20 protein-coding genes are annotated in these 18,557 nt (G+C 59.6%); 9 read left to right on the top strand and 11 right to left on the bottom strand.

The window, feature by feature from the left end:
• Positions 1-126: 126 nt before the first annotated feature.
• On the top strand, positions 127-1,143 hold the full coding sequence (locus J2Y86_RS05685) for a succinylglutamate desuccinylase/aspartoacylase domain-containing protein (RefSeq protein WP_253428749.1): 1,017 nt from the start codon (positions 127-129) through the stop codon (positions 1,141-1,143).
• 18 nt (positions 1,144-1,161) lie between these two features.
• Here J2Y86_RS05685 and J2Y86_RS05680 read toward each other — a convergent pair whose 3' ends face one another.
• Together J2Y86_RS05680 and J2Y86_RS05675 are read right to left on the bottom strand one after the other, a co-directional pair.
• Positions 1,162-1,440 (bottom strand): Rho-binding antiterminator, encoded by a 279-nt coding sequence (locus tag J2Y86_RS05680; protein WP_253428748.1) that lies wholly within the window; start codon positions 1,438-1,440, stop codon positions 1,162-1,164.
• Position 1,441: 1 nt separating this feature from the next.
• Positions 1,442-1,705: a DUF2024 family protein gene (locus J2Y86_RS05675; protein WP_253440145.1), complete on the bottom strand. Its 264-nt coding sequence runs from the start codon at positions 1,703-1,705 to the stop codon at positions 1,442-1,444.
• Between the two features lie 124 nt (positions 1,706-1,829).
• Here J2Y86_RS05675 and J2Y86_RS05670 point away from each other — a divergent pair, with 124 nt between their 5' ends.
• The 3 genes from J2Y86_RS05670 to J2Y86_RS05660 all read left to right on the top strand — a co-directional run bounded on the left by J2Y86_RS05670 (position 1,830) and on the right by J2Y86_RS05660 (position 4,401).
• Complete coding sequence (locus J2Y86_RS05670) at positions 1,830-2,390, top strand: MarR family winged helix-turn-helix transcriptional regulator (protein WP_253428747.1); 561 nt, start codon at positions 1,830-1,832, stop codon at positions 2,388-2,390.
• A gap of 122 nt (positions 2,391-2,512) precedes the next feature.
• Positions 2,513-3,733, top strand: coding sequence for a helix-turn-helix domain-containing protein (locus tag J2Y86_RS05665; RefSeq protein ID WP_253428746.1), 1,221 nt, complete (start codon positions 2,513-2,515; stop codon positions 3,731-3,733).
• Positions 3,734-3,768: 35 nt separating this feature from the next.
• Positions 3,769-4,401: a Vgb family protein gene (locus J2Y86_RS05660; RefSeq protein ID WP_253428745.1), complete on the top strand. Its 633-nt coding sequence runs from the start codon at positions 3,769-3,771 to the stop codon at positions 4,399-4,401.
• A gap of 19 nt (positions 4,402-4,420) precedes the next feature.
• Here J2Y86_RS05660 and J2Y86_RS05655 read toward each other — a convergent pair whose 3' ends face one another.
• Positions 4,421-5,281 (bottom strand): CAP domain-containing protein, encoded by an 861-nt coding sequence (locus tag J2Y86_RS05655; RefSeq protein ID WP_253428744.1) that lies wholly within the window; start codon positions 5,279-5,281, stop codon positions 4,421-4,423.
• Between the two features lie 318 nt (positions 5,282-5,599).
• Positions 5,600-6,502: a LysR substrate-binding domain-containing protein gene (locus J2Y86_RS05650; protein ID WP_253428743.1), complete on the bottom strand. Its 903-nt coding sequence runs from the start codon at positions 6,500-6,502 to the stop codon at positions 5,600-5,602.
• A gap of 106 nt (positions 6,503-6,608) precedes the next feature.
• Between J2Y86_RS05650 and J2Y86_RS05645 the strand changes: the two genes are divergently transcribed.
• Both J2Y86_RS05645 and J2Y86_RS05640 read left to right on the top strand, forming a co-directional pair.
• Positions 6,609-8,006, top strand: coding sequence for an MFS transporter (locus J2Y86_RS05645; RefSeq protein ID WP_253428742.1), 1,398 nt, complete (start codon positions 6,609-6,611; stop codon positions 8,004-8,006).
• On the top strand, positions 8,003-9,277 hold the full coding sequence (locus J2Y86_RS05640; protein ID WP_253428741.1) for a glucarate dehydratase family protein: 1,275 nt from the start codon (positions 8,003-8,005) through the stop codon (positions 9,275-9,277). Before J2Y86_RS05645 ends, J2Y86_RS05640 begins: the two co-directional genes overlap by 4 nt.
• Here the strand turns inward: J2Y86_RS05640 and J2Y86_RS05635 are convergent.
• The 3 genes from J2Y86_RS05635 to J2Y86_RS05625 are packed head-to-tail and all read right to left on the bottom strand — an operon-like array spanning position 9,261 to position 11,631.
• A complete protein-coding gene (locus J2Y86_RS05635; RefSeq protein ID WP_253428740.1) occupies positions 9,261-9,569 on the bottom strand; it encodes a DUF7693 family protein in 309 nt (102 codons plus the stop codon). The two genes, J2Y86_RS05640 and J2Y86_RS05635, sit on opposite strands and share 17 nt — an antisense overlap.
• 41 nt (positions 9,570-9,610) lie before the next feature.
• Positions 9,611-10,243: a response regulator gene (locus tag J2Y86_RS05630; protein ID WP_017339266.1), complete on the bottom strand. Its 633-nt coding sequence runs from the start codon at positions 10,241-10,243 to the stop codon at positions 9,611-9,613.
• 26 nt (positions 10,244-10,269) lie between these two features.
• Positions 10,270-11,631, bottom strand: coding sequence for a cache domain-containing protein (locus J2Y86_RS05625; RefSeq protein WP_253428739.1), 1,362 nt, complete (start codon positions 11,629-11,631; stop codon positions 10,270-10,272).
• 397 nt (positions 11,632-12,028) lie between these two features.
• On the opposite strand from J2Y86_RS05625, the gene J2Y86_RS05620 reads away from it, so the two are divergent.
• Complete coding sequence (locus J2Y86_RS05620) at positions 12,029-14,086, top strand: carbon starvation CstA family protein (RefSeq protein WP_253428738.1); 2,058 nt, start codon at positions 12,029-12,031, stop codon at positions 14,084-14,086.
• Positions 14,087-14,100: 14 nt separating this feature from the next.
• Positions 14,101-14,298: a YbdD/YjiX family protein gene (locus J2Y86_RS05615; RefSeq protein ID WP_017339263.1), complete on the top strand. Its 198-nt coding sequence runs from the start codon at positions 14,101-14,103 to the stop codon at positions 14,296-14,298.
• A gap of 208 nt (positions 14,299-14,506) precedes the next feature.
• Here the strand turns inward: J2Y86_RS05615 and J2Y86_RS05610 are convergent, their stop codons facing one another.
• Positions 14,507-15,055: a hypothetical protein gene (locus tag J2Y86_RS05610; protein WP_253428737.1), complete on the bottom strand. Its 549-nt coding sequence runs from the start codon at positions 15,053-15,055 to the stop codon at positions 14,507-14,509.
• 200 nt (positions 15,056-15,255) lie between these two features.
• Entirely contained in the window at positions 15,256-15,483 is a 228-nt protein-coding gene (locus J2Y86_RS05605; RefSeq protein ID WP_367399712.1) for a DUF6555 family protein, read from the bottom strand.
• Positions 15,484-15,665: 182 nt separating this feature from the next.
• Between J2Y86_RS05605 and J2Y86_RS05600 the strand changes: the two genes are divergently transcribed.
• The gene (locus J2Y86_RS05600) at positions 15,666-16,061 is read left to right on the top strand and encodes a hypothetical protein (protein ID WP_253428735.1); all 396 of its coding nucleotides are present in this window, start codon (positions 15,666-15,668) and stop codon (positions 16,059-16,061) included.
• An 18-nt stretch (positions 16,062-16,079) separates the two neighbouring features.
• Here the strand turns inward: J2Y86_RS05600 and J2Y86_RS05595 are convergent, their stop codons facing one another.
• Both J2Y86_RS05595 and J2Y86_RS05590 read right to left on the bottom strand, forming a co-directional pair.
• A complete protein-coding gene (locus J2Y86_RS05595) occupies positions 16,080-16,967 on the bottom strand; it encodes a DUF2950 domain-containing protein (RefSeq protein WP_253428734.1) in 888 nt (295 codons plus the stop codon).
• Between the two features lie 26 nt (positions 16,968-16,993).
• Positions 16,994-18,448, bottom strand: coding sequence for a DUF3300 domain-containing protein (locus tag J2Y86_RS05590; protein WP_253428733.1), 1,455 nt, complete (start codon positions 18,446-18,448; stop codon positions 16,994-16,996).
• Positions 18,449-18,557: the final 109 nt, after the last annotated feature.

Raw genomic sequence — 18,557 nt, 5'->3', positions numbered from 1 at the left:
GGAGAGTCGGTGGTCACAACGAAATCCTTGAGTGCGGTGCCAGGTTGGCGAGCTTAGTTGAACGTGCGTTCAAGATCCAGTGTTGGCAACAGCGGTTTTTAATGATCAGGACGGGAGGGCAGGCAGATGGCGCAGGATATTTCGTTCAGTGTTCGCAACAATAACGGCGACGCGGTGCGGGTGGGTGCCTGGCGTTTCGAAGGCGACGGCAGCGGGCCGACCGTGCATTTGCAGGCGGGGGTGCATGCCGATGAAATCGCCGGGATGCTGGTGCTGCACTTGCTGATGCAGCGGCTGCAGGTCGCAGAATCCGAAGGCCGCCTCAAGGGCTATGTGACCGTGGTTCCCCAAGCGAATCCGCTGGGTATCGGGCAATTTCGCCAGGGGCGGATTCTCGGACGCTTTCACGACGCCACCGGCCATAACTTCAATCGCGGCTTCGATCAGTCGGCAGCGATGGCCCAGCCTTCAACCAATGTCCAGGAATGGCAAAAAAGCCTGGTGCGACTGGCCGCCACGGCGGACGTGATGCTCGATCTGCACACCGATGACGAAGCGTTGCCCTATCTTTACGTTCATCGCAGCTTCTGGCAGCGGGGCCGCGAACTGGCGGCGGCGATGAAGATGGACGTGGCGATCATCTGGGATGACGGCGGCGACGGCTCCTTCGAGGAAACCATCATTGCCCCCTGGCTGCGCAACGGCATCACCGACCGGCACATGGCCGCGACCCTGGAGCTGCGCGGGCAGGGCGACGTCAGCGATCGGTTCGCCGAGCAGGATGCCGAGGGGCTTTATGTCTGGCTGTGCAGCTGCGGGGTGATCGATGAGCCGTTGGCGGTCGGTGAGTGGCCGGTAGAGGTCAAGGAGATGGGGCAAATGGAGACCTTTCTAGCGCCGCAGCCAGGCGTGTTGATCTTTGAAAAAGAGCTTGGCGATTTCGTCGAGGAAGGCCAGCGCTTTGCGCGCATTCTCGGGCGTCCCGGCGATCCGTCCTCCGAAGTGGTGCTGCACGCGGAACAAGCGGGGCGCATGGTCACGCGCTATCGCGATCGCCTGGTTTCCCAAGGCATGGTGGTGGCGAAATTCACTGGCAGCCGCACGTCACGCAACTGGAGCGGTGGCTTGCTCGACCCGAACTGAGGTCGAGCATTCCGAGTGCTAGAACGAGCAGACCGCGCCCTGAAACACCACGCGCCCGAACTGCGCATGCTCCTCCAGTGGCGTCACGGCCAGCAGTTGATCCAGGCGGATCTCCTGTTGGCCGTCAGCCGTTTCAACGCAGAGAAATTCTTCCTTGTCGCTGGAAGTCCGCGTCGTCAGCGCTTTGGCCATCAGGCTATTGCCATCCATCAACTCGACATGCAGTTGATAACCGCGCAGACAGGCGATCTCCAGATAGTCGTGCAGATCACAATCCAAAGGCTGATACGTGTTCATGTCATTTGTCCTCACAGCCTTGCAGCTTGATGATGTAGTGACCTTGCTTGCTGATCGCCTCGGCCACCACCGGATTAGTGGGTTCAACATGGCAGAACCGGCATTCATTCTGGGAAATATCTTCGTCCTGAACGCCCTGTTCCTCAAGGAATCGACGGGCGTACGACTTCGCCAGGTCGGCGTCGTTGCTGTCGATCAACACATCGAAATGCAGGTAGCGACCGTCTTTGGTGCGCACGTGGGTGTCGAACACTTTAACGTTCATCATTTGCTTCATTCCTTTTTTGGAGACTGGTTTCGGATCGCTACTAATCCTATAAGGCCTGAGGCCATTGTTAAATAGTTTTTATTCGATACTATCTATCGATGTTCTTGATCAGGAAATTTCCGTGCTATTTGATCTGCTGGAAAGGCTGTCGAGCCTGACCCGTGTCTGGTTCCGCGAGCACCCGAAACTGACCGAACTACAGCCGATTCAGTTGAGTGCGCTGATGTACCTCGGGCGCTGCAATCGATACTCCAACACACCGTTGGCGGTCACCGAATACCTCGGGTTAACCAAGGGCACGGTGTCGCAGTCGCTCAAGGCGCTCGAAACCAAAGGCTTGTTAGTCAAAACCCAGGACACCCGGGACAAACGCAGCGTGCATCTGGAATTGACGGCCTCGGCCCGGGCGCTTCTGGACACGGTGACGCCGCCGGACTTTCTGGTCGCTGCTGCACAGCGCATGGGTGCACGTTCAGAAGATCTGGAAGGGTTGTTGCTGGAACTGCTGAGGAACATTCAGCAAGGGCAAAACGTGCCGAGTTTCGGGCTGTGCCGGACTTGCCGGTTTCATCAGACGGTGGCCGCCGGGGCGTTTTGTGGATTGACGCAGGAACCGTTGGAGTCCCTCGAGATCGATTTGATCTGTCGGGAACATCAATTGCTTCAGGCCGCAGAGCATTGAGTAAAGCGGCGCGAAGAGGCGCTATCAAACAAAGAAAGTTCTGGCCCCGCCTTCAGTTTTCCCCGCGACTAGACTAACCAGGGTTATCGAACGGCAGGAGCGACAGCTGTGGGGCAATTCAAATGGACTCGTTGATCACCGCCGCAGCGCGGGCGCTGGCGGCGGGTGATCCGCTGGGTGCACTGGACCGGATTGCGTTGCGTGACGACGCGCCGGCACTCGCCCTGCGCGGCATTGCGATGGCGCAGCTCGGCGATCTGGTTCGGGCGAAAGCGTTGGTGAAAAGTGCAGCGCGTGCATTCGGGCCAAAGGAGGCGTTGGCGCGGGCGCGGTGCGTAGTGGCCGAGGCCGAGATCGCCCTGGCTTCGCGCGACCTCGGCTGGCCGGTGAAAGCCCTGGAGGCGGCGCGGGTCACGCTTGAAGCGCACGGTGATCGGATCAACGCCGCCCATGCGCAGTATTTGCAGATTCGTCGATTGCTGCTGATCGGGCAGCTCGACGAGGCGGATGTTCTGCTGGCCGCGCTGGACCCTGCACCGTTGCCCCCGGCTCTGCGCGCTGCCCATGAATTGGTGGTTGCGGGGATTGCCATCCGGCGACTGCAACCGCAAACGGCTCGGCATGCTCTGACGAGGGCCGGGCATGCTGCGCATGAGGCCGGTATTCCGGCGCTGACTGCAGAAGTCGAAAACGCATTCCTCATTCTCGACACCCCGGTGGCGCGCCTGATCGTCCATGGCGAAGAGCGGCCTTTACTGCTGGAAGAAGTCGAAGCCTTGCTCGGTTCAACCTCGCTGGTGGTCGACGCCTGCCGGTATGTCGTGCGCGGCGCCGGCATGTCGGTGTCCCTCGCCACGCGCCCGGTGTTGTTTACCCTTGCTCGCGCGTTGGCCGAAGCCTGGCCGGGCGACGTGTCGAGGGAAACCCTGATCCGCCGGGCGTTCCGCCTGAAGCTCTCGGACGAATCCCACCGGGCACGACTGCGCGTTGAAGTCGGGCGTCTGCGCGCGGCGCTGAAACCCTTGGCTGGCGTCATCGCCACTCAACACGGTTTTGCCCTGGTGGCATTGGTTTCATCCGACGTCGTGGTGCTGGCGCAACCGGTTGAAGAGCAGTATGCGGCGCTGTTTGCCTTCCTCGCCGATGGTGAATCCTGGTCGAGTTCAGCGCTGGCGTTGGCCCTCGGCACCAGTCAGCGCACCGTGCAGCGCTCGCTCGACACACTGGCGGCGGCCGGCAAGGTGCAGTCATTCGGGCATGGACGGGCGCGTCGCTGGATGACCCCGCCGATGCCGGGTTTCGCGACGACCTTGTTACTCCCGGCGCCGCTGCAGAGTGACTAGGATGGACCTCACGAACCCCTGATGAGGAAACCGAAATGAAACACTCAACCGCAGAAATCCTCCGCGAATACGGTCCGTTCACCGGTGTCGATAGCGTGCATGGCGTGACCTGGGACGGTGAGCGCGTCTGGTTCGCCAGTGGCGAAAAACTCATCGCTCTCGACCCGCAAAGCGGCAAGACCTTGCGTTCAATCGATGTCACCGCGGATGCGGGCACGGCCTTCGACGGTCAGCACCTGTTCCAGATCGCCGCCGACCGCATCCAGAAAATCGACCCGCAGACCGGCAAGGTGCTCAATACCATTGCGGCACCGGGCGGTGGCAATGATTCCGGGCTGACCTGGGCTGAAGGCACACTGTGGGTGGGTCGGTATCGCGACCGGAAAATTCATCAGATCGATCCCGAGACCGGCGCGATTTTGCGCACGATCGAGTCCAACCGCTTCGTGACCGGAGTGACCTGGGTTGAAGGGCAGCTGTGGCATGGGACGTGGGAAGGGGAGGAAAGCGAGCTACGCCACGTTGATTCCGAAACCGGGGAAGTGCTGCATAGCGTCAAGATGCCGACCGGAGTCGGCGTGTCGGGACTGGAGTCAGATGGCGGCGATCAGTTTTTCTGCGGCGGCGGTGGCAGCGGAAAGGTGAGGGCGATACGCCGGCCTGCATGACGCTCGCTGCGTTACCGCCTCAAGGCGCTCCGAACAACATCGTCCAGTAAACCCCTTCGTCACTGCGCGAGTCCGTCGCGTAGGCGGCTCCCACTTGGGTGAACAGCGGGCTCATCAAGTTGGCGCAATGTCCGGGGCTGGCGAGCCAGCCTGCCATTGCCTTGCTCGGTGAGCCTTGGCCCGCGGCGATGTTTTCGCCGATCTGGCGGCCACGGAATCCGGCAGCTCTTGCACGGTCGGCGGGCGTATCACCGTCGGGATCGCGGTGTGCGAAGTAATTTCCGTAGGCCATTGCCTTGCTGTGGCCCTGCGCTGCGGCCCCGAGGCTGGCATTCCAGGCAAGTGGTCGGGCGGCGGCGAAGCGCTGGCGCCCGCAGAGGCGCGGTTTCGCCCGCGCAGCGTTGACCTGGGCGAGCAAGGCCCGGCTGACGGCGCGCGTGTCGTCCATCTGGCTATCCAGTACCGGCCGCGCCAGCACCACTTGCCATTCGCTGCGGCTGCGACTGACGCCGATATCGGCGTATTGGCTATCCAGCAATGCCGTGCAGTAGTCGCTCTGCAGCAGGTCGAAGGCCTCCTCGGCATCTTGCGCGCCGACCACACGCAGGGTGCGCACGGTCACCGCCTGATAACCGGACGCTTTCAACCGGTCCCGTAAGCCGCCGCCGTAGCCGATCGGCAAGGCCAGACTGGATTTCAGCGTCAACGGTGACAAACGTTGGGCGGGACGCCGCTCGCAGCGCTGAGGGTGTGCACGGTAATCGTTGATGGCTTCCACCAGTTGCCGTTCCGCGCCGGCGTGGGCGGGGCGGGTGGTAAAAGAAAGCAGGGTGAACAGGCACAGCGAAGTCAGGCGCAAGGCGGAGGCGGTTTGGCGCATGGAGGGACAACTCTGAAGAGATGACAACGATTAGGGAAGGAATTGGCGCCGCTGTAAGACTGGGGAGTTTAAACAAGGTTCACGGCGCAGGAGGGCATATTTGCCGGCACCGCCGCGCGTCCGACGGATGTACTTTCACCGCTACATCGTCAGATGCAAGGATTGCCGGCGATGGCGATAGCACAAGTGCCTTCGCGGGCAAGCCACGCTCCCACAGGATTGGGTTGAAACGCTACTGAGTGAACGACACCACCCTTGTGGGAGCGTGGCTTGCCCGCGAAGGCGGCAGCACAAACACCGACGAAATCCGCGCCGCTTTCACACGCCCCAACCCTCCCGCACCGCTCTGCGTATCCCCTCCAGCAACATCGCAAACGCCGGGTTGTCGTTGTTCTCTCGCCAGATCAGATGCAACTCGCTTTGCACGCCTTCGCCCAGGTCGATATCGCGAAACACCACGTTCTTGAACACCACACTGCTGGCGCAACGCGGCACCAGCGCCAGGCCCATGCCGGCGTTGACCAGCGCCAGGATCGTCAGCGACGAACCGAGCCACTGCACGTATTCCGGGGCGACGCGGGCCGAGCGCAGCATACCGGTCAGCAGTTCGTTGAACGGCGGATAAGCGGCGTGGGAGTACATTAGAAACGGTTGTGCATCGAGGTCGTTGACCGACACGGTTTCAGCGTTGGCCAATCGGTGATTGCTGGGCACAGCGAGGACAAACGGCTCGCGCACCAGGCATTCGGTGGCGTAGCCCGGTTCCAGCAACGGCGCACGGACGATGCCCAGATCGATACGGCGCGCACGCAGGGCTTCGTGTTGCTGGTAAGTGTTCATTTCCGACAGGTCGATTTTCACATGCGGCTGTTTGAGCCGGGCTTCGGCAATCACCTTGGGCAGGAACTCGTACACCGCGCTGCCGACGAAACTGATGTTCACCGTGCCGATATCGCCTTCGGCAAAACGCCGGGCGGTGGTGGCAGCTTGTTGGGCGCGCTCCAGCAGGTTCTGCGCTTCGATAAAGAATGCACGGCCGGCGGCGGTCAGGGCGACGCTGCGGGTGGTGCGGGTGAACAATTCGACGCCCAAGTGGTGTTCCAACAGTTGAATCTGTCGGCTGAGCGGCGGCTGGGTCATGTTCAACCGTTCGGCGGCGCGGCGGAAATTGAGCTCGGTCGCCACCGTGGTAAAGCAGCGCAGTTGGGTCAGTTCGAACATTGATCTAATCCAGGTATCAATCGAATGCCAAGTTAGATTAGACGGGATCAATGTCCGCGTCCATGATCGGCGCGTCCCTAAAAAAACAATGAACGGGAGTCGCCCCTTGAATACCCTCCAGAGTCCGCCGGACCCGACTGTGCTCGCCCGCGCAGCGGCCAAGGTCAAGCGCCACGTGCTGCCGCTGTTCGTGGTGATGTTCATCGTCAACTATATCGACCGGGTCAACATCGGCTTCGTGCGCAGCCACATGGAAACCGACCTGGGCATCGGCGCCGCCGCCTATGGCCTGGGCGCCGGGCTGTTCTTCATCGGTTACGCGATCTTCGAAGTGCCCTCGAATATGTTGCTGCAGCGCTACGGCGCCCGCGCCTGGCTGACGCGCATCATGTTCACCTGGGGCGCAGCGGCCATGGCCATGGCGTTCGTACGCGGCGAAACCAGCTTCTATGTGCTGCGCTTCATTCTCGGCGCGGCAGAGGCGGGTTTCTTCCCTGGCATCATTTATTACTTCACCCAATGGCTGCCGTCGACCGAACGCGGCAAGGCCATGGCGATCTTCCTCAGTGGCTCGGCCATTGCCTCGGTGATTTCCGGGCCGGTGTCCGGTGCCTTGCTGAACGTCAGCGGTTTCAGCCTGCACGGCTGGCAGTGGATGTTCCTGATCGAAGGCTTTGCCTCGATCGTGCTCTGCGGGTTTGTCTGGTTCTGGCTGCAGTCCCATCCGCGTGAGGCGAACTGGCTGAGCACGGAAGAAAAGGACGCGCTGGTGAACGCCATCGCGCTGGAACAGCAAGCCCGCGAAGCCACGCAGACGGTCAAGCCGTCGATGTTCAAACTGCTCGCCGACAAACAGATCGCGCTGTTCTGCTTCATCTATTTCTCCATCGCCCTGACCATCTACGGCGCCACGTTCTGGCTGCCGAGCATGATCAAGAAAATGGGCAACCTCGGTGACTTCCAGGTCGGCCTGTTCAACTCGATTCCGTGGCTCATTTCCATCGTCGCGATGTATGGCTTCGCCGCCATGGCCAGCAAATGGAAACACCAGCAAGCCTGGGTTGCGTTGACCCTGGTGATAGCCGCGTTCGGCATGTTCATGTCCACCACCGGCGGACCGATTTTCGCCTTCGTCGCCATCTGCTTTGCGGCGATTGGCTTCAAAGCCGCCTCGGCGTTGTTCTGGCCGATCCCCCAGGGTTATCTGGACGCACGCATCGCCGCGGCAGTGATTGCCCTGATCAACTCCATCGGTAACCTGGGCGGTTTTGTGGCGCCGACGGCGTTCGGTTTCCTCGAGCAGAAAACCGGCTCCATCGAAGGCGGCCTCTACGGTCTGGCGGCCACTTCACTGGTGGCGGCGGTGGTGATTTTCTTTGCCCGCACGGCACCGCGTGGCGATGCACACAGCGTTCTGAAGGGGAAACCGGTCGATACCGCAACAGCGCCCACTTCTTTAAGTCACCCCGCATTGAAACCTGATCCAAAGGGAGCAGCCTCTTGAAAATCAAACGTGTCACCGTCACCCCCATCGCTTTCCGCGATCCGCCGCTGCTCAATGCCAGCGGGATTCACGAGCCTTTCGCGCTGCGCTCGATCATCGAAATCGAAAGCGACACTGGCTACATCGGTCTGGGTGAAAGCTACGGCGATGCGCCGGCGCTGTTGATCCAGCAACAACTGCAATCGCAACTGATCGGCCTCGACCCGTTCGACCTCAATCAGCTGCGCCGTATCGTCCAGGCCACGGTGGCGGCGAACAAACCCGCGAGCATTGCCGGTGCCGAACTGGCGCCGGGCTCTCACGCCAGCAAAGCGGTGAGCAACGCGTATTCGGCGTTCGAAGTGGCGTTCCTGGATTTGCAGGCGCACTCGTTGAACGTGCCGTTGGTGGACCTGCTGGGCGGGGCGATCCGCGATGAGATTCCGTTCAGCGCCTACCTGTTTTTCAAGTACGCGCAACATGTCGATTCACCTTACAAGCCCGACAATTGGGGCGAGGCCCTGAACGAAGAGCAGATCGTCGCCCAGGCGCGACGGATGATCGAGGCTTATGGCTTCAAGAGCATCAAGCTCAAGGCCGGCACGTTGCCGCCGGAGCATGAAGTGTCGTGCATCAAGGCACTGAAAAAAGCCTTCCCCGGTTATCCGTTGCGCATCGACCCGAACGGCAACTGGTCACTGGAAACCTCGATCCGCATGGCCGAACTGCTGGGCGATGACCTGCAATATTACGAAGACCCGACGCCGGGTCTGGAGGGCATGGCCGAGTTGCACAAACGCACCGGCCTGCCGCTGGCGACTAACATGGTCGTCACCGATTTCGACGAGTTCCGCCGTAGCGTGGCGTTGAACAGCGTGCAGATCGTCCTCGCCGACCACCATTACTGGGGTGGTCTGCGTGACACTCAGGCGCTGGCGAAAATGTGCGACACCTTTGGTCTCGGCGTGTCGATGCATTCCAATTCGCACCTGGGCATCAGCCTGATGGCGATGGCGCATGTGGCGGCGGCGGTGCCCAATCTGGATTACGCCTGCGACACCCATTACCCGTGGCAGGAGCCGGATGAAGAAGTGATCAAGGGCGGCAAACTGCCGATCGTCGATGGCTGCGTGAAAATCACGCGTGCACCGGGGCTGGGCCTCGAATTGGATCAGGATCAGCTCGGCAAGCTGCATGATCAGTACCTGACCTGCGGCATTCGCCAGCGCGATGACGTGAAACAGATGCAGCGCTACAAACCGGACTGGAAGGCAGTCAAACCGCGCTTTTGAGTGCGCTCAGCAAACGCTCGATCTGCGCCAGCTCCCAGCCGCTGAGCAAACTTACCGGATCGGTGCCATAACGTTGCCAACTGTCGAAGGTGCCTTCGCGGCCATCGGGACTCTGGCAACGCTGGCAGTGGCGCAGGTGAGTGCCGTCGACATCGAGGGTCAGGCGCCAGCCCTCGATGGCGACCTGCACCACGCCGGACTCGGACTGTTCGCCCGATAGTCGCAGCGGGCGAACCTCCAGAGCGGCGTCGCGCAGTACCTGGTAAATCTCGCGAGTGGTCAAGGGCGGCACAGCGGTCTCCGGCGAGTGGGTGGCGGTGGTGTTTGCGTGGTTTACGGCGAAATGATCCCGTGATCGATCGCGTATTTCACCAGCGCCGCCGGTTTGTCGATGTTGAGTTTGCGGCGGATGCTCAGGCGATGGGTTTCTACGGTGCGCACGCTGATGTCCAGGTCGCGGGCCATTTCCTTGTTGTTCATCCCTTGCGCCATTTTGTACAACACCTGACTTTCACGCGGTGTCAGCTCGTTGTCGGTACTTTTATCGGCGATGAGCCGCTGGGCGATTTCAGCGCTGTAGAACGTCCCGCCGCTGGCAATGGCTTCGATGGCCGCAATGATTTCCCGTGACGGCGCATTCTTCAGCACATAGCCGCTGGCACCTGAACGTACGGACTCACTCACGTATTCGTAATTGTCGTACATGCTCAGCACCAGCACTTTAAGCGACGGGTACTGGCTGCGCAGCAACCGGGTCAGCTCCAGGCCGTTCATGTCCTTGAGGCTGATATCGACCAGCAACAGATCCGGCTGGCAACGCCCGACCATCTCGATGGCGTCCGCACCGTTTTCCGCTTCGCCGACCACTTCCAGCGGGGCCATGACAGACAGCAGCGCCTTGATCCCGTCGCGGACCAAAGAGTGATCGTCGACCAGGGCGACGCGGATCGGGGAGGGCAGGTTCATCACGGGCATTCACTCTTATTGTCAGGTCAGCGTTTTGCGCCGGGCATTTTCATCGGCAGCAGCACGTCCAGCTCACTTCTTCCCGGCATCGAGATCAGGTCGAACCGACCCCCGAAATGCTCGACACGCTCACGGATATTGCGCAGGCCAATCCCGGCTTGACGCCGTTCGACCTGGGCGACGTTGAAGCCGACGCCGTCATCGACCACCGTCAGGCGTATGGATTCTTCAGACCCGTGCAGGTTGATTGAAACGTTTTTCGCCTGTGCATGGCGTTCGATATTGGTCAGGCCTTCCTGCACGATGCGGAACAGCGAGACCGCCGCGCCGTCGACCAGATGGCAGTCGAATTCGTTATCGTTGTAAGTCACGGTCAGCCCGCTGCGCTGCTCGAATTCCTCGGCGAGTTGACCGATGGCCGCCGACAGGCCCAGGGTGTCGAGCAAGGATGAGCGCAGGTCGTGGGAGAGGCTGCGAACCTCGCCAATCGCTTCTCCCAGCCGCTCGGTGGCCTCTCTTAAAATACTCAAGCCTTTGTCCTGTCCGTTTTCCAGGACATGGCTGGCCAGTTCGAACTGGAACTTGATCGAGACCAGGACCTGGCTGATACCGTCGTGCAGTTCACGGGAAACCCGGGATCGTTCTTCCTCTTGCAAACTGACGATACGCTGGGTCAGGCGTTGCAGTTTTTTGTCGGCCAGACGGTGTTCGCTGACATTCAGTGTCATGCCACTGGCAAACACGAACAGCACGGCCACGAGCGCTACGGCGGCAATCGCCAGCATGGTTTTGCGAATGCCCATCGCCACTTCGTCGCGGGCCTGCTGGGTGGCGCGTTCAACGTCCTCAAGGTAAATGCCGGTGCCGAGCATCCAGCCCCAGCGATCGAGCATCACCACGTAGGCGAGTTTGTCGGTCACCTGGCCTGAGGAGGGTTTGTTCCAGGCATAGCGCTGAAAGCCCTCGCCGGATTGCGCACTCTTGAGCAAGGCCTGGATCACCGGCAGGCCGTGCGGGTCCTTCATGTCCCACAGATACTGCCCCACCAGATCCGATTGCCGCGCGTGCATCAGGCTGCGACCCTCGCGGTCGTAGACGAAGAAGTAGCCATTGATGCCAAAGCTGAGTTTGCGCAATTCTTCCAGTACCTGCTGCTGGGCGCGCGCGTCACCATGGCCATCGTCGTACAGCGGCGCGATCAGGCTTTGGGCCATTTCCACGTAGTTTTTCAGCTCGGCGCGCTTGCTGGCCAGAATGCTGTCTTCGATCAGCTGCGCCTGTTGATCCCCCAGTTGGCGGTTCAGGGAAATCACCAGCGCACAGATCACGGCGATCGCCAGCACCAGCGGCAGGATCCCGAGCGCGACGATTTTGTGTTTGAGCTGCATCTGGGCTCCTGTCCGGAACGGCGGAAAGCGAAGGCGGGCATCATATGCCAAAGCGATGCGCGTCCAGTAGCGCTGCTGGACGGAATGACCTGTGGTTGGGATGTCAGCGAGTTGAAAGTACAACCCCCTGTGGGAGCGGGCTTGCCCGCGAAAGCGGACTGACATTCACCATCGATGCTGATTGTTCCACCGCCATCGCGGGCGAGCCCGCTCCCACAGGCTCTTGCGTTTCGGCTGATGGATCAGCGGTCTCTACGTAGAACTACGTAGAGACCGCGTACGTAGTAACGCGGATTTATTTGTGGACGGCATGCGCGGATATTGGGCCAGCTCCGCACAGCGGACACAATTATAAAAATTACCGCCGCAGTCACTGGCTGTCGGCAGGAGACACGCTATGCCCCGTCTGGCTAAACACCTCGCCTGGTTTGCCGTGGCTGTTCTGGGAGCGTTTGCGCTGAGTGTCGTGGCCCTGCGCCGCGGCGAAGCGATCAACGCCCTCTGGATCGTAGTCGCAGCCGTCGCCATCTACCTCGTTGCTTATCGCTACTACAGCCTGTTCATCGCCAACAAGGTGATGCAACTCGACCCCAATCGAGCCACCCCCGCTGTCCTCAATAATGATGGTCTGGACTACGTTCCGACCAACAAACACGTGCTGTTCGGTCACCACTTCGCGGCCATCGCCGGCGCAGGTCCGCTGGTCGGTCCGGTTCTGGCGGCGCAAATGGGCTACTTGCCCGGCACGCTGTGGCTGATTGCCGGCGTGGTGCTGGCCGGTGCGGTTCAGGATTTCATGGTCCTGTTCATGTCCACCCGCCGCAACGGCCGCTCCCTGGGCGACATGGTCCGTGAAGAAATGGGCCGCATCCCTGGCACCATTGCGCTGTTTGGCTGCTTCCTGATCATGATCATCATCCTCGCGGTGCTGGCGCTGATCGTCGTAAAAGCCCTGGCCGAAAGCCCGTGGGGTATTTTCACCGTAATGGCGACCATCCCGATCGCGATGTTCATGGGCATCTACATGCGCTACATCCGTCCGGGTCGCATTGGCGAAATCTCGGTGATCGGTGTATTGCTGCTGCTCGGTTCGATCTGGCTCGGCGGACAAATCGCTGCTGATCCGGTCTGGGCCAAAGCCTTCACCTTCACCGGCATTCAAATCACCTGGATGCTGATCGGCTACGGTTTCGTCGCGGCAGTGTTGCCGGTGTGGCTGATCCTGGCGCCGCGTGACTACCTCTCCACGTTCCTGAAAATCGGCACCATCATCGCGTTGGCGATCGGCATCCTGATCACCATGCCCGATCTGAAGATGCCGGCACTGACCCAGTTCATCGACGGCACCGGCCCGGTGTGGAAGGGCGGTCTGTTCCCGTTCCTGTTCATCACCATCGCCTGTGGCGCGGTTTCGGGTTTCCATGCGCTGATTGCTTCCGGCACCACGCCGAAGTTGCTGGCGAGTGAAGGTCATGCCCGCTACATCGGTTACGGCGGCATGCTGATGGAGTCGTTCGTGGCCATCATGGCAATGGTTGCCGCGTCGGTGATCGAGCCGGGTGTGTATTTCGCCATGAACAGTCCGGCGGCCATTGTCGGCGCTGACGCTGTGTCGGTTGCCCAGACGGTCAGCAGCTGGGGTTTCCTGATTACCCCGGAAGCGCTGCAAGCGGTGGCCAAGGACATCGGTGAAACCACCATCCTCGCCCGTGCCGGCGGTGCGCCGACCCTGGCAGTCGGTATCGCGCAGATCCTGCACAACATTCTGCCGGGTGAAAACACCATGGCATTCTGGTACCACTTCGCGATCCTGTTCGAAGCGTTGTTCATCCTGACCGCAGTGGACGCCGGCACCCGTGCCGGGCGTTTCATGCTCCAGGACTTGCTCGGCTCCTTCGTACCGGCGCTGAAACGCACCGAATCCTGGACCGCCAACCTGATCGCGACCGCTGGTTGCGTGGCGATGTGGGGTTACCTGCTCTATCAAGGCGTGATCGATCCGCTGGGTGGCATCAACACCTTGTGGCCGCTGTTCGGTATCTCCAACCAGATGCTGGCCGGTATCGCGCTGATGCTGGCGACGGTAGTACTGATCAAAATGAAGCGTCAACGCTACGTCTGGGTGACCATGCTGCCTGCGGTCTGGTTGCTGATCTGCACCACCACCGCCGGCTTCATCAAGCTGTTCGACGCCAACCCGGCCATCGGCTTCCTCGCACTGGCCAAGAAATACAGCGACGCCTTGGCCAACGGTCAGGTACTCGCACCGGCCAAGAGCATCGAGCAGATGCAGCACGTGATCTACAACGCCTACACCAACGCGACGCTGACGGCGCTGTTCCTGCTGGTGGTCTTCAGCATCCTGTTCTTTGCGCTCAAGGTCGGTATCGCCGCTTGGGGTACCAAGGAACGCACGGATAAAGAAGCGCCATTCCAGGCCATACCGGACGCTTGATCGAGGAATGCAGCATGTTCAATGACCTGAGTCGCCTCGGTAAATACCTCGGTCAGGCCGCGCGCCTGATGGTCGGCATGCCCGACTACGACAACTACGTCGAGCACATGCAGAGCAAACACCCGGACAAACCGGTGATGAGTTACGAGGTGTTCTTCCGGGAACGCCAGGAAGCTCGTTACGGCAGCAAGGCCGGGCCGAAGTGCTGTTGACCCGGTTGTCGGGTTAACAGCAATACCTGTGGGAGCGGGCTTGCTCGCGAAAGCGGTGTGTCATTCAACATTAATGTCGACTGACACGACCTCTTCGCGGGCAAGCCCGCTCCCACATTTGTTTTGTGTCGATACTCTAGTTTAGTGAGTCAGAGATTCGGTTTGTCCAGAGCTGGACTCTCACGGGGTGAAAAGGCCCGGGGCAGATTCAGACTTCGTCCGGATCGTCGAGATAAGAGGCATTGCGCTCGATGATGTTCAAGTGAAAATCCATGTTGCCCCCTCCGCTGGCAGTAACATAATGACCCTCGCTCCATTTTTTGAATGTTTGACCAGTCAGCAGGTCTCCATGGGTGGTCTGGATCTGTAAGGTCAACTTGTCGGAACTGATGTCATCCAATGTAATTACTTTGCCGTAGTTGTCGAGAAGGTTGAAGTTGGTAGCGTCTTTATCTCCTGTCGCAGTAATGGCGTCATCTTCGTTCATGCCGAGGATTCTTCCGTAGTAGGCGCCTGGGGTGCGTATGTAAATATGGTAGTGGTTGCCGGTGCACCTGAAGTAGAATTTCAAAGTGATTTTAGGCTTTTTCTTTTTTGCAAAAAGATAGTTGGAGATGTCTATAGTTTCCTGGGAGCCGGTCCAAGGGTTGATATAGGAGTAGGTAACTTTTTTGCCATGGGTCAGTCGGGGAAAATCCAGGTGATCGATATCGGTGGACATTTCGGCAATGAAGGATTTTTGACGATTAGTGCTCATTTTATCTTCCTTGATAAAGTTTAAACTGTTGGTTTGTGCGCTCAGGTTGAAGTGCATGTCCTGGAATATAGAGATTCTAATGGAGGGCGTGTTTTTTAAATTAAGGCATGGTTTTTCAAAGTTTTTGAAAGGGTTACATTTTTTGATGTTTTAGTTTGTTATTGATTTTTATGGCGTGCAGGGAAGGGCGCTCAACGCGTTCACGGCAACTCTTCCCATTTGACGTAAGTCAAACCAGACTTTTCAGCATGTTCAAGCAACTTCGCGTGATTGTCCTGAGCGTTGTCTTCCCCATACAAAAGGCCCACGCCCGCGTGCAGGCACGCGTAGTACCAGGCATCTTCATCGGTCATGTGAATGTCCGGCTGGACAAACATTCGACGAGAGTCATTCAAGCAGTAAGTGATTTCAAAATGCCGAGAGCGCATCAGCCAATTCTCCAGGTGATGCGGCTCCGACATTAGTGGCTTAGTGCCAGTTCCCTTTCTTTTTGGGTCTTCTTGTTTTCTCTGCAAATGCGAGGGTTTTTGAGCCCTGAAAAAAAACGTTCCCGCTGCCATTGCCTAAGCTTCATCTACCCCTCCAAACCCGAATCATCCTGAGGTGCAACATGAGCCGGAAGACGTTGTACTGCATAGTCATCACCATTGCCCTGGGCGGTTGTGCCTCTGCGCCACAACAGGTCATCAAGCCCGTCACCCCGACAGCCGTGGCACTTGACGATGCTCAGATCCACAGCACGCTGATCGGCCACAAACTGAACAATATCGGCAAGACCGGATTGCCCTATTCATTGAGCTTCAATGCGGACGGTACCGAAATCTATACTCTGCAGGGGTTTTCTCCAGAAACGGAACGCTGGACAACCAAGGACGGTGTGATTTGTTTCACGTCCCCCAAAATCCGCAAAGAGTGCTATCGACTGATGAAGGACAACGACGATTACTGGCTGGTGTATCCGGTTTCCGGAAAGGTGCACTATCACTACACATTGACGCCTCAGTAGTTGAGCCGTTCGAGGTGTTTACTCTTGACCGGCAGGCACCTCCTTCCAGCTGTCATCCGGGTCAAAACGCTTCATTGACCGCGCCAGTTTCTCACCCTCGGCTCCCAGGTCTTTCTCGAACACCTCGCCTTCATGGCTGATCATGAAACTCATGACCCCGGTGTCAGTGTATTTCGCCGGCCAGGCAATCAGTGCAAAGCCACGGCTCATCTTGTCACCGATGAGGTAGCTGTAGGCACCGCCAGGTGCCGAAGGACCCTGACCTTCAAGAATCCGGAAGTGGTAACCGTGCCAGTCTTCGCCGGCAATGGCTTTGCCGAACGAGGCCCCCAACGGGCTGATCTGATCGCTATCGTCATCGGGCCAATAGAGACCGTCGTGCTTGCCGGCGGTGCTGACGATCTTCTGCGCATACTCGAGTGCGCCGTCACCGTCACGGTCCACTGACGAATAGTCCATCTGGGCGTCGTGATAAGTCCGTACGGATTGCAACGCCGCGAGTTCGTTGCGGCCAATTCGACGTGCACGGACTTCGGCTTGACCGGCCTTGATGTCGAACCGCCAACCGTTCTCGACTTTGACCATGGGTATCGGCAGTGTCCAGTGGTCGCTGCCGACCGACAGCAGCGCCTTGCGGTCGCTGGTTTTTTCAATGGAATGTTGCTCGTGGTATTGCTTCAAAAACGCATCCACATCACCGCGCTGAACACCTTCGCGGGGTATGAAACTGTGCCATTCATTACCTAGCAATTCTGTCAGGCGCGTCTGGTCGGCGTGTTCCGTACCCAGTGCTTCGACGAACGCTTGAGCGGCCTTTTCGGGCGTCGGAAAGGTCTGCTGTGCCATGACAACACAGGACCACGCCACGCCGGCAGCCATCGCCAATACCTGGGGGAACACAGCCATGAGTGACTTTTTTCGCGGATTGTTTTTCAACGACGGCCCCCTCGTTGACGCGCGGGTGGATTTGACGGCCGACTGATCTGGTGGCCGGCGGGTCGCGCAGCACTGGCGCGCTGGGCGGATACCTGGCTGGCCCGGCCACGGCTGGCTTGTGCATTGGACTGGGCCGGTGATCGTGCGCCGGCGAATGCATTGTTGCGGGCACTCCCCGCATTGGCGGATGGCCTGTTTTGCGCCGTGCGCTGTTCGCGCGGGTTCACCTGAGCGGTCGGGTTCCTCGGTTGCTGGCCCTCCCGAGTATTTCTGGCATTGCCCTGGTTCCTGTCAGACAACGTCTGTCTGTCCGAGCCTTGCAACCGATTGTTGGCCGAATTTGCAGACTGGGCTTCGCGCACCCGATCCCGGGCTTCGCGGTTGCTGGTGGCAGGTTGTTCGATGCCGTGCCTGTCCATGGACCCACGGGCTCGTTCACGCGCCTTGGCTCGCTCGGCATTATCCCCTCGATACGCTTCACGCTGATTGGCACCGTCCAGTTGTCGGCCGTACTGCTCGCGGCTTCTTTGGTCTCGATAGGGAACACCATCGCGATGGAGGGTGTTGTGCTGCCACTTGTTCTGGTTATTGGTGATCCGGTTGTTCACATTGATGTTGTTGTAGCGGTTGACGTCGATGTCGATGTCGTTGTTACCCCAGTCACATTCACCCCACAGCGCGCCGACGATCGCCACCCCGGTACCAAACGCCAGTCCGGCCATCAATGCCGAACCGGGGTAATAGGCGGGCGGAGGCGGGTAGTAGACAGGGGGTGACGCGGGATAGGACCAAGTCCCGTAGGCAGTGGTCGGGTTGTAACTGGGGACGTACACCACCTGTGGATCGGCGGGCTGAATGATGATGGTGGACGTGCTGCTGGCAGGCGCCGGGGCTGGAGCTGGAGCCGGAGTGGCGGGAGCCAGTGCCGCGACGGTCTGGACCGTCACGTTCTGATATTGATTGCTCTGCAGATTGCCTGCCACTTGCGCCTGATGACGCAGGCGTTGCACGGCGTCCATGACATCGTCGGGCTGTGCCAGGAAGGCATCGCCCAGACGTTGTACCCAAACCGCGTCCTGCCCCAGCGTTGCCAGCACCTGCGGGAAGGCGACCAGCGCCTGCACGCTCGGGTCCCAGGTCTGGCTCGCCACTTGTTTGACCGCCTCGTCACCCTTGGCGTCCGGATGTGATTTGGACCAGGTCACCGCCTCGGTGACTTCGCCGGGGTACGTGGCGCCCATCAGGACCTGTGCCAGCAGTGGGTCCGGGTAGAGCGCAATGGGCGCCAGCATTTGATCCAGCTGTTCCTGATTGAACACGGCATCTTTGGCGGCCGCCGTGACTGGCGCGGTTTCGGCACCGTTCGCGGTCGCATCCAATGGCTGCGCCAGGCAGGAATATCCGTTGAAAAACAGTGCTGCGGAAAGCGCGAAAAACAAAGGAATGCGCATTGGCCCTCCATGTGCTCAGGCAGGCTTGAACCAAATGGATCACTGTCAGGAAGGTTAAAGCCGATTTCGCAAGCCAGGCCTCAGCCTCAACGCTGCTCTCTAATGGTAG

Source organism: Pseudomonas migulae (genome assembly GCF_024169315.1).
Lineage (GTDB): Bacteria > Pseudomonadota > Gammaproteobacteria > Pseudomonadales > Pseudomonadaceae > Aquipseudomonas > Aquipseudomonas migulae_B.
This window is presented reverse-complemented; position numbering and strand designations above follow the sequence as displayed.

What these genes read in the sequence shown, in the direction of transcription:
- J2Y86_RS05685 (WP_253428749.1), top strand. Translation starts at nt 127, where the DNA reads ATGGCGCAGGATATTTCGTTCAGTGTTCGCAACAATAACGGCGACGCG.
- J2Y86_RS05680 (WP_253428748.1), bottom strand. Translation starts at nt 1,440, where the DNA reads ATGAACACGTATCAGCCTTTGGATTGTGATCTGCACGACTATCTGGAG.
- J2Y86_RS05675 (WP_253440145.1), bottom strand. Translation starts at nt 1,705, where the DNA reads ATGAACGTTAAAGTGTTCGACACCCACGTGCGCACCAAAGACGGTCGC.
- J2Y86_RS05665 (WP_253428746.1), top strand. Translation starts at nt 2,513, where the DNA reads ATGGACTCGTTGATCACCGCCGCAGCGCGGGCGCTGGCGGCGGGTGAT.
- J2Y86_RS05660 (WP_253428745.1), top strand. Translation starts at nt 3,769, where the DNA reads ATGAAACACTCAACCGCAGAAATCCTCCGCGAATACGGTCCGTTCACC.
- J2Y86_RS05655 (WP_253428744.1), bottom strand. Translation starts at nt 5,281, where the DNA reads ATGCGCCAAACCGCCTCCGCCTTGCGCCTGACTTCGCTGTGCCTGTTC.
- J2Y86_RS05650 (WP_253428743.1), bottom strand. Translation starts at nt 6,502, where the DNA reads ATGTTCGAACTGACCCAACTGCGCTGCTTTACCACGGTGGCGACCGAG.
- J2Y86_RS05630 (WP_017339266.1), bottom strand. Translation starts at nt 10,243, where the DNA reads ATGAACCTGCCCTCCCCGATCCGCGTCGCCCTGGTCGACGATCACTCT.
- J2Y86_RS05625 (WP_253428739.1), bottom strand. Translation starts at nt 11,631, where the DNA reads ATGCAGCTCAAACACAAAATCGTCGCGCTCGGGATCCTGCCGCTGGTG.
- J2Y86_RS05620 (WP_253428738.1), top strand. Translation starts at nt 12,029, where the DNA reads ATGCCCCGTCTGGCTAAACACCTCGCCTGGTTTGCCGTGGCTGTTCTG.
- J2Y86_RS05615 (WP_017339263.1), top strand. Translation starts at nt 14,101, where the DNA reads ATGTTCAATGACCTGAGTCGCCTCGGTAAATACCTCGGTCAGGCCGCG.
- J2Y86_RS05610 (WP_253428737.1), bottom strand. Translation starts at nt 15,055, where the DNA reads ATGAGCACTAATCGTCAAAAATCCTTCATTGCCGAAATGTCCACCGAT.
- J2Y86_RS05605 (WP_367399712.1), bottom strand. Translation starts at nt 15,483, where the DNA reads ATGCGCTCTCGGCATTTTGAAATCACTTACTGCTTGAATGACTCTCGT.
- J2Y86_RS05600 (WP_253428735.1), top strand. Translation starts at nt 15,666, where the DNA reads ATGAGCCGGAAGACGTTGTACTGCATAGTCATCACCATTGCCCTGGGC.
- J2Y86_RS05595 (WP_253428734.1), bottom strand. Translation starts at nt 16,967, where the DNA reads ATGGCTGTGTTCCCCCAGGTATTGGCGATGGCTGCCGGCGTGGCGTGG.
- J2Y86_RS05590 (WP_253428733.1), bottom strand. Translation starts at nt 18,448, where the DNA reads ATGCGCATTCCTTTGTTTTTCGCGCTTTCCGCAGCACTGTTTTTCAAC.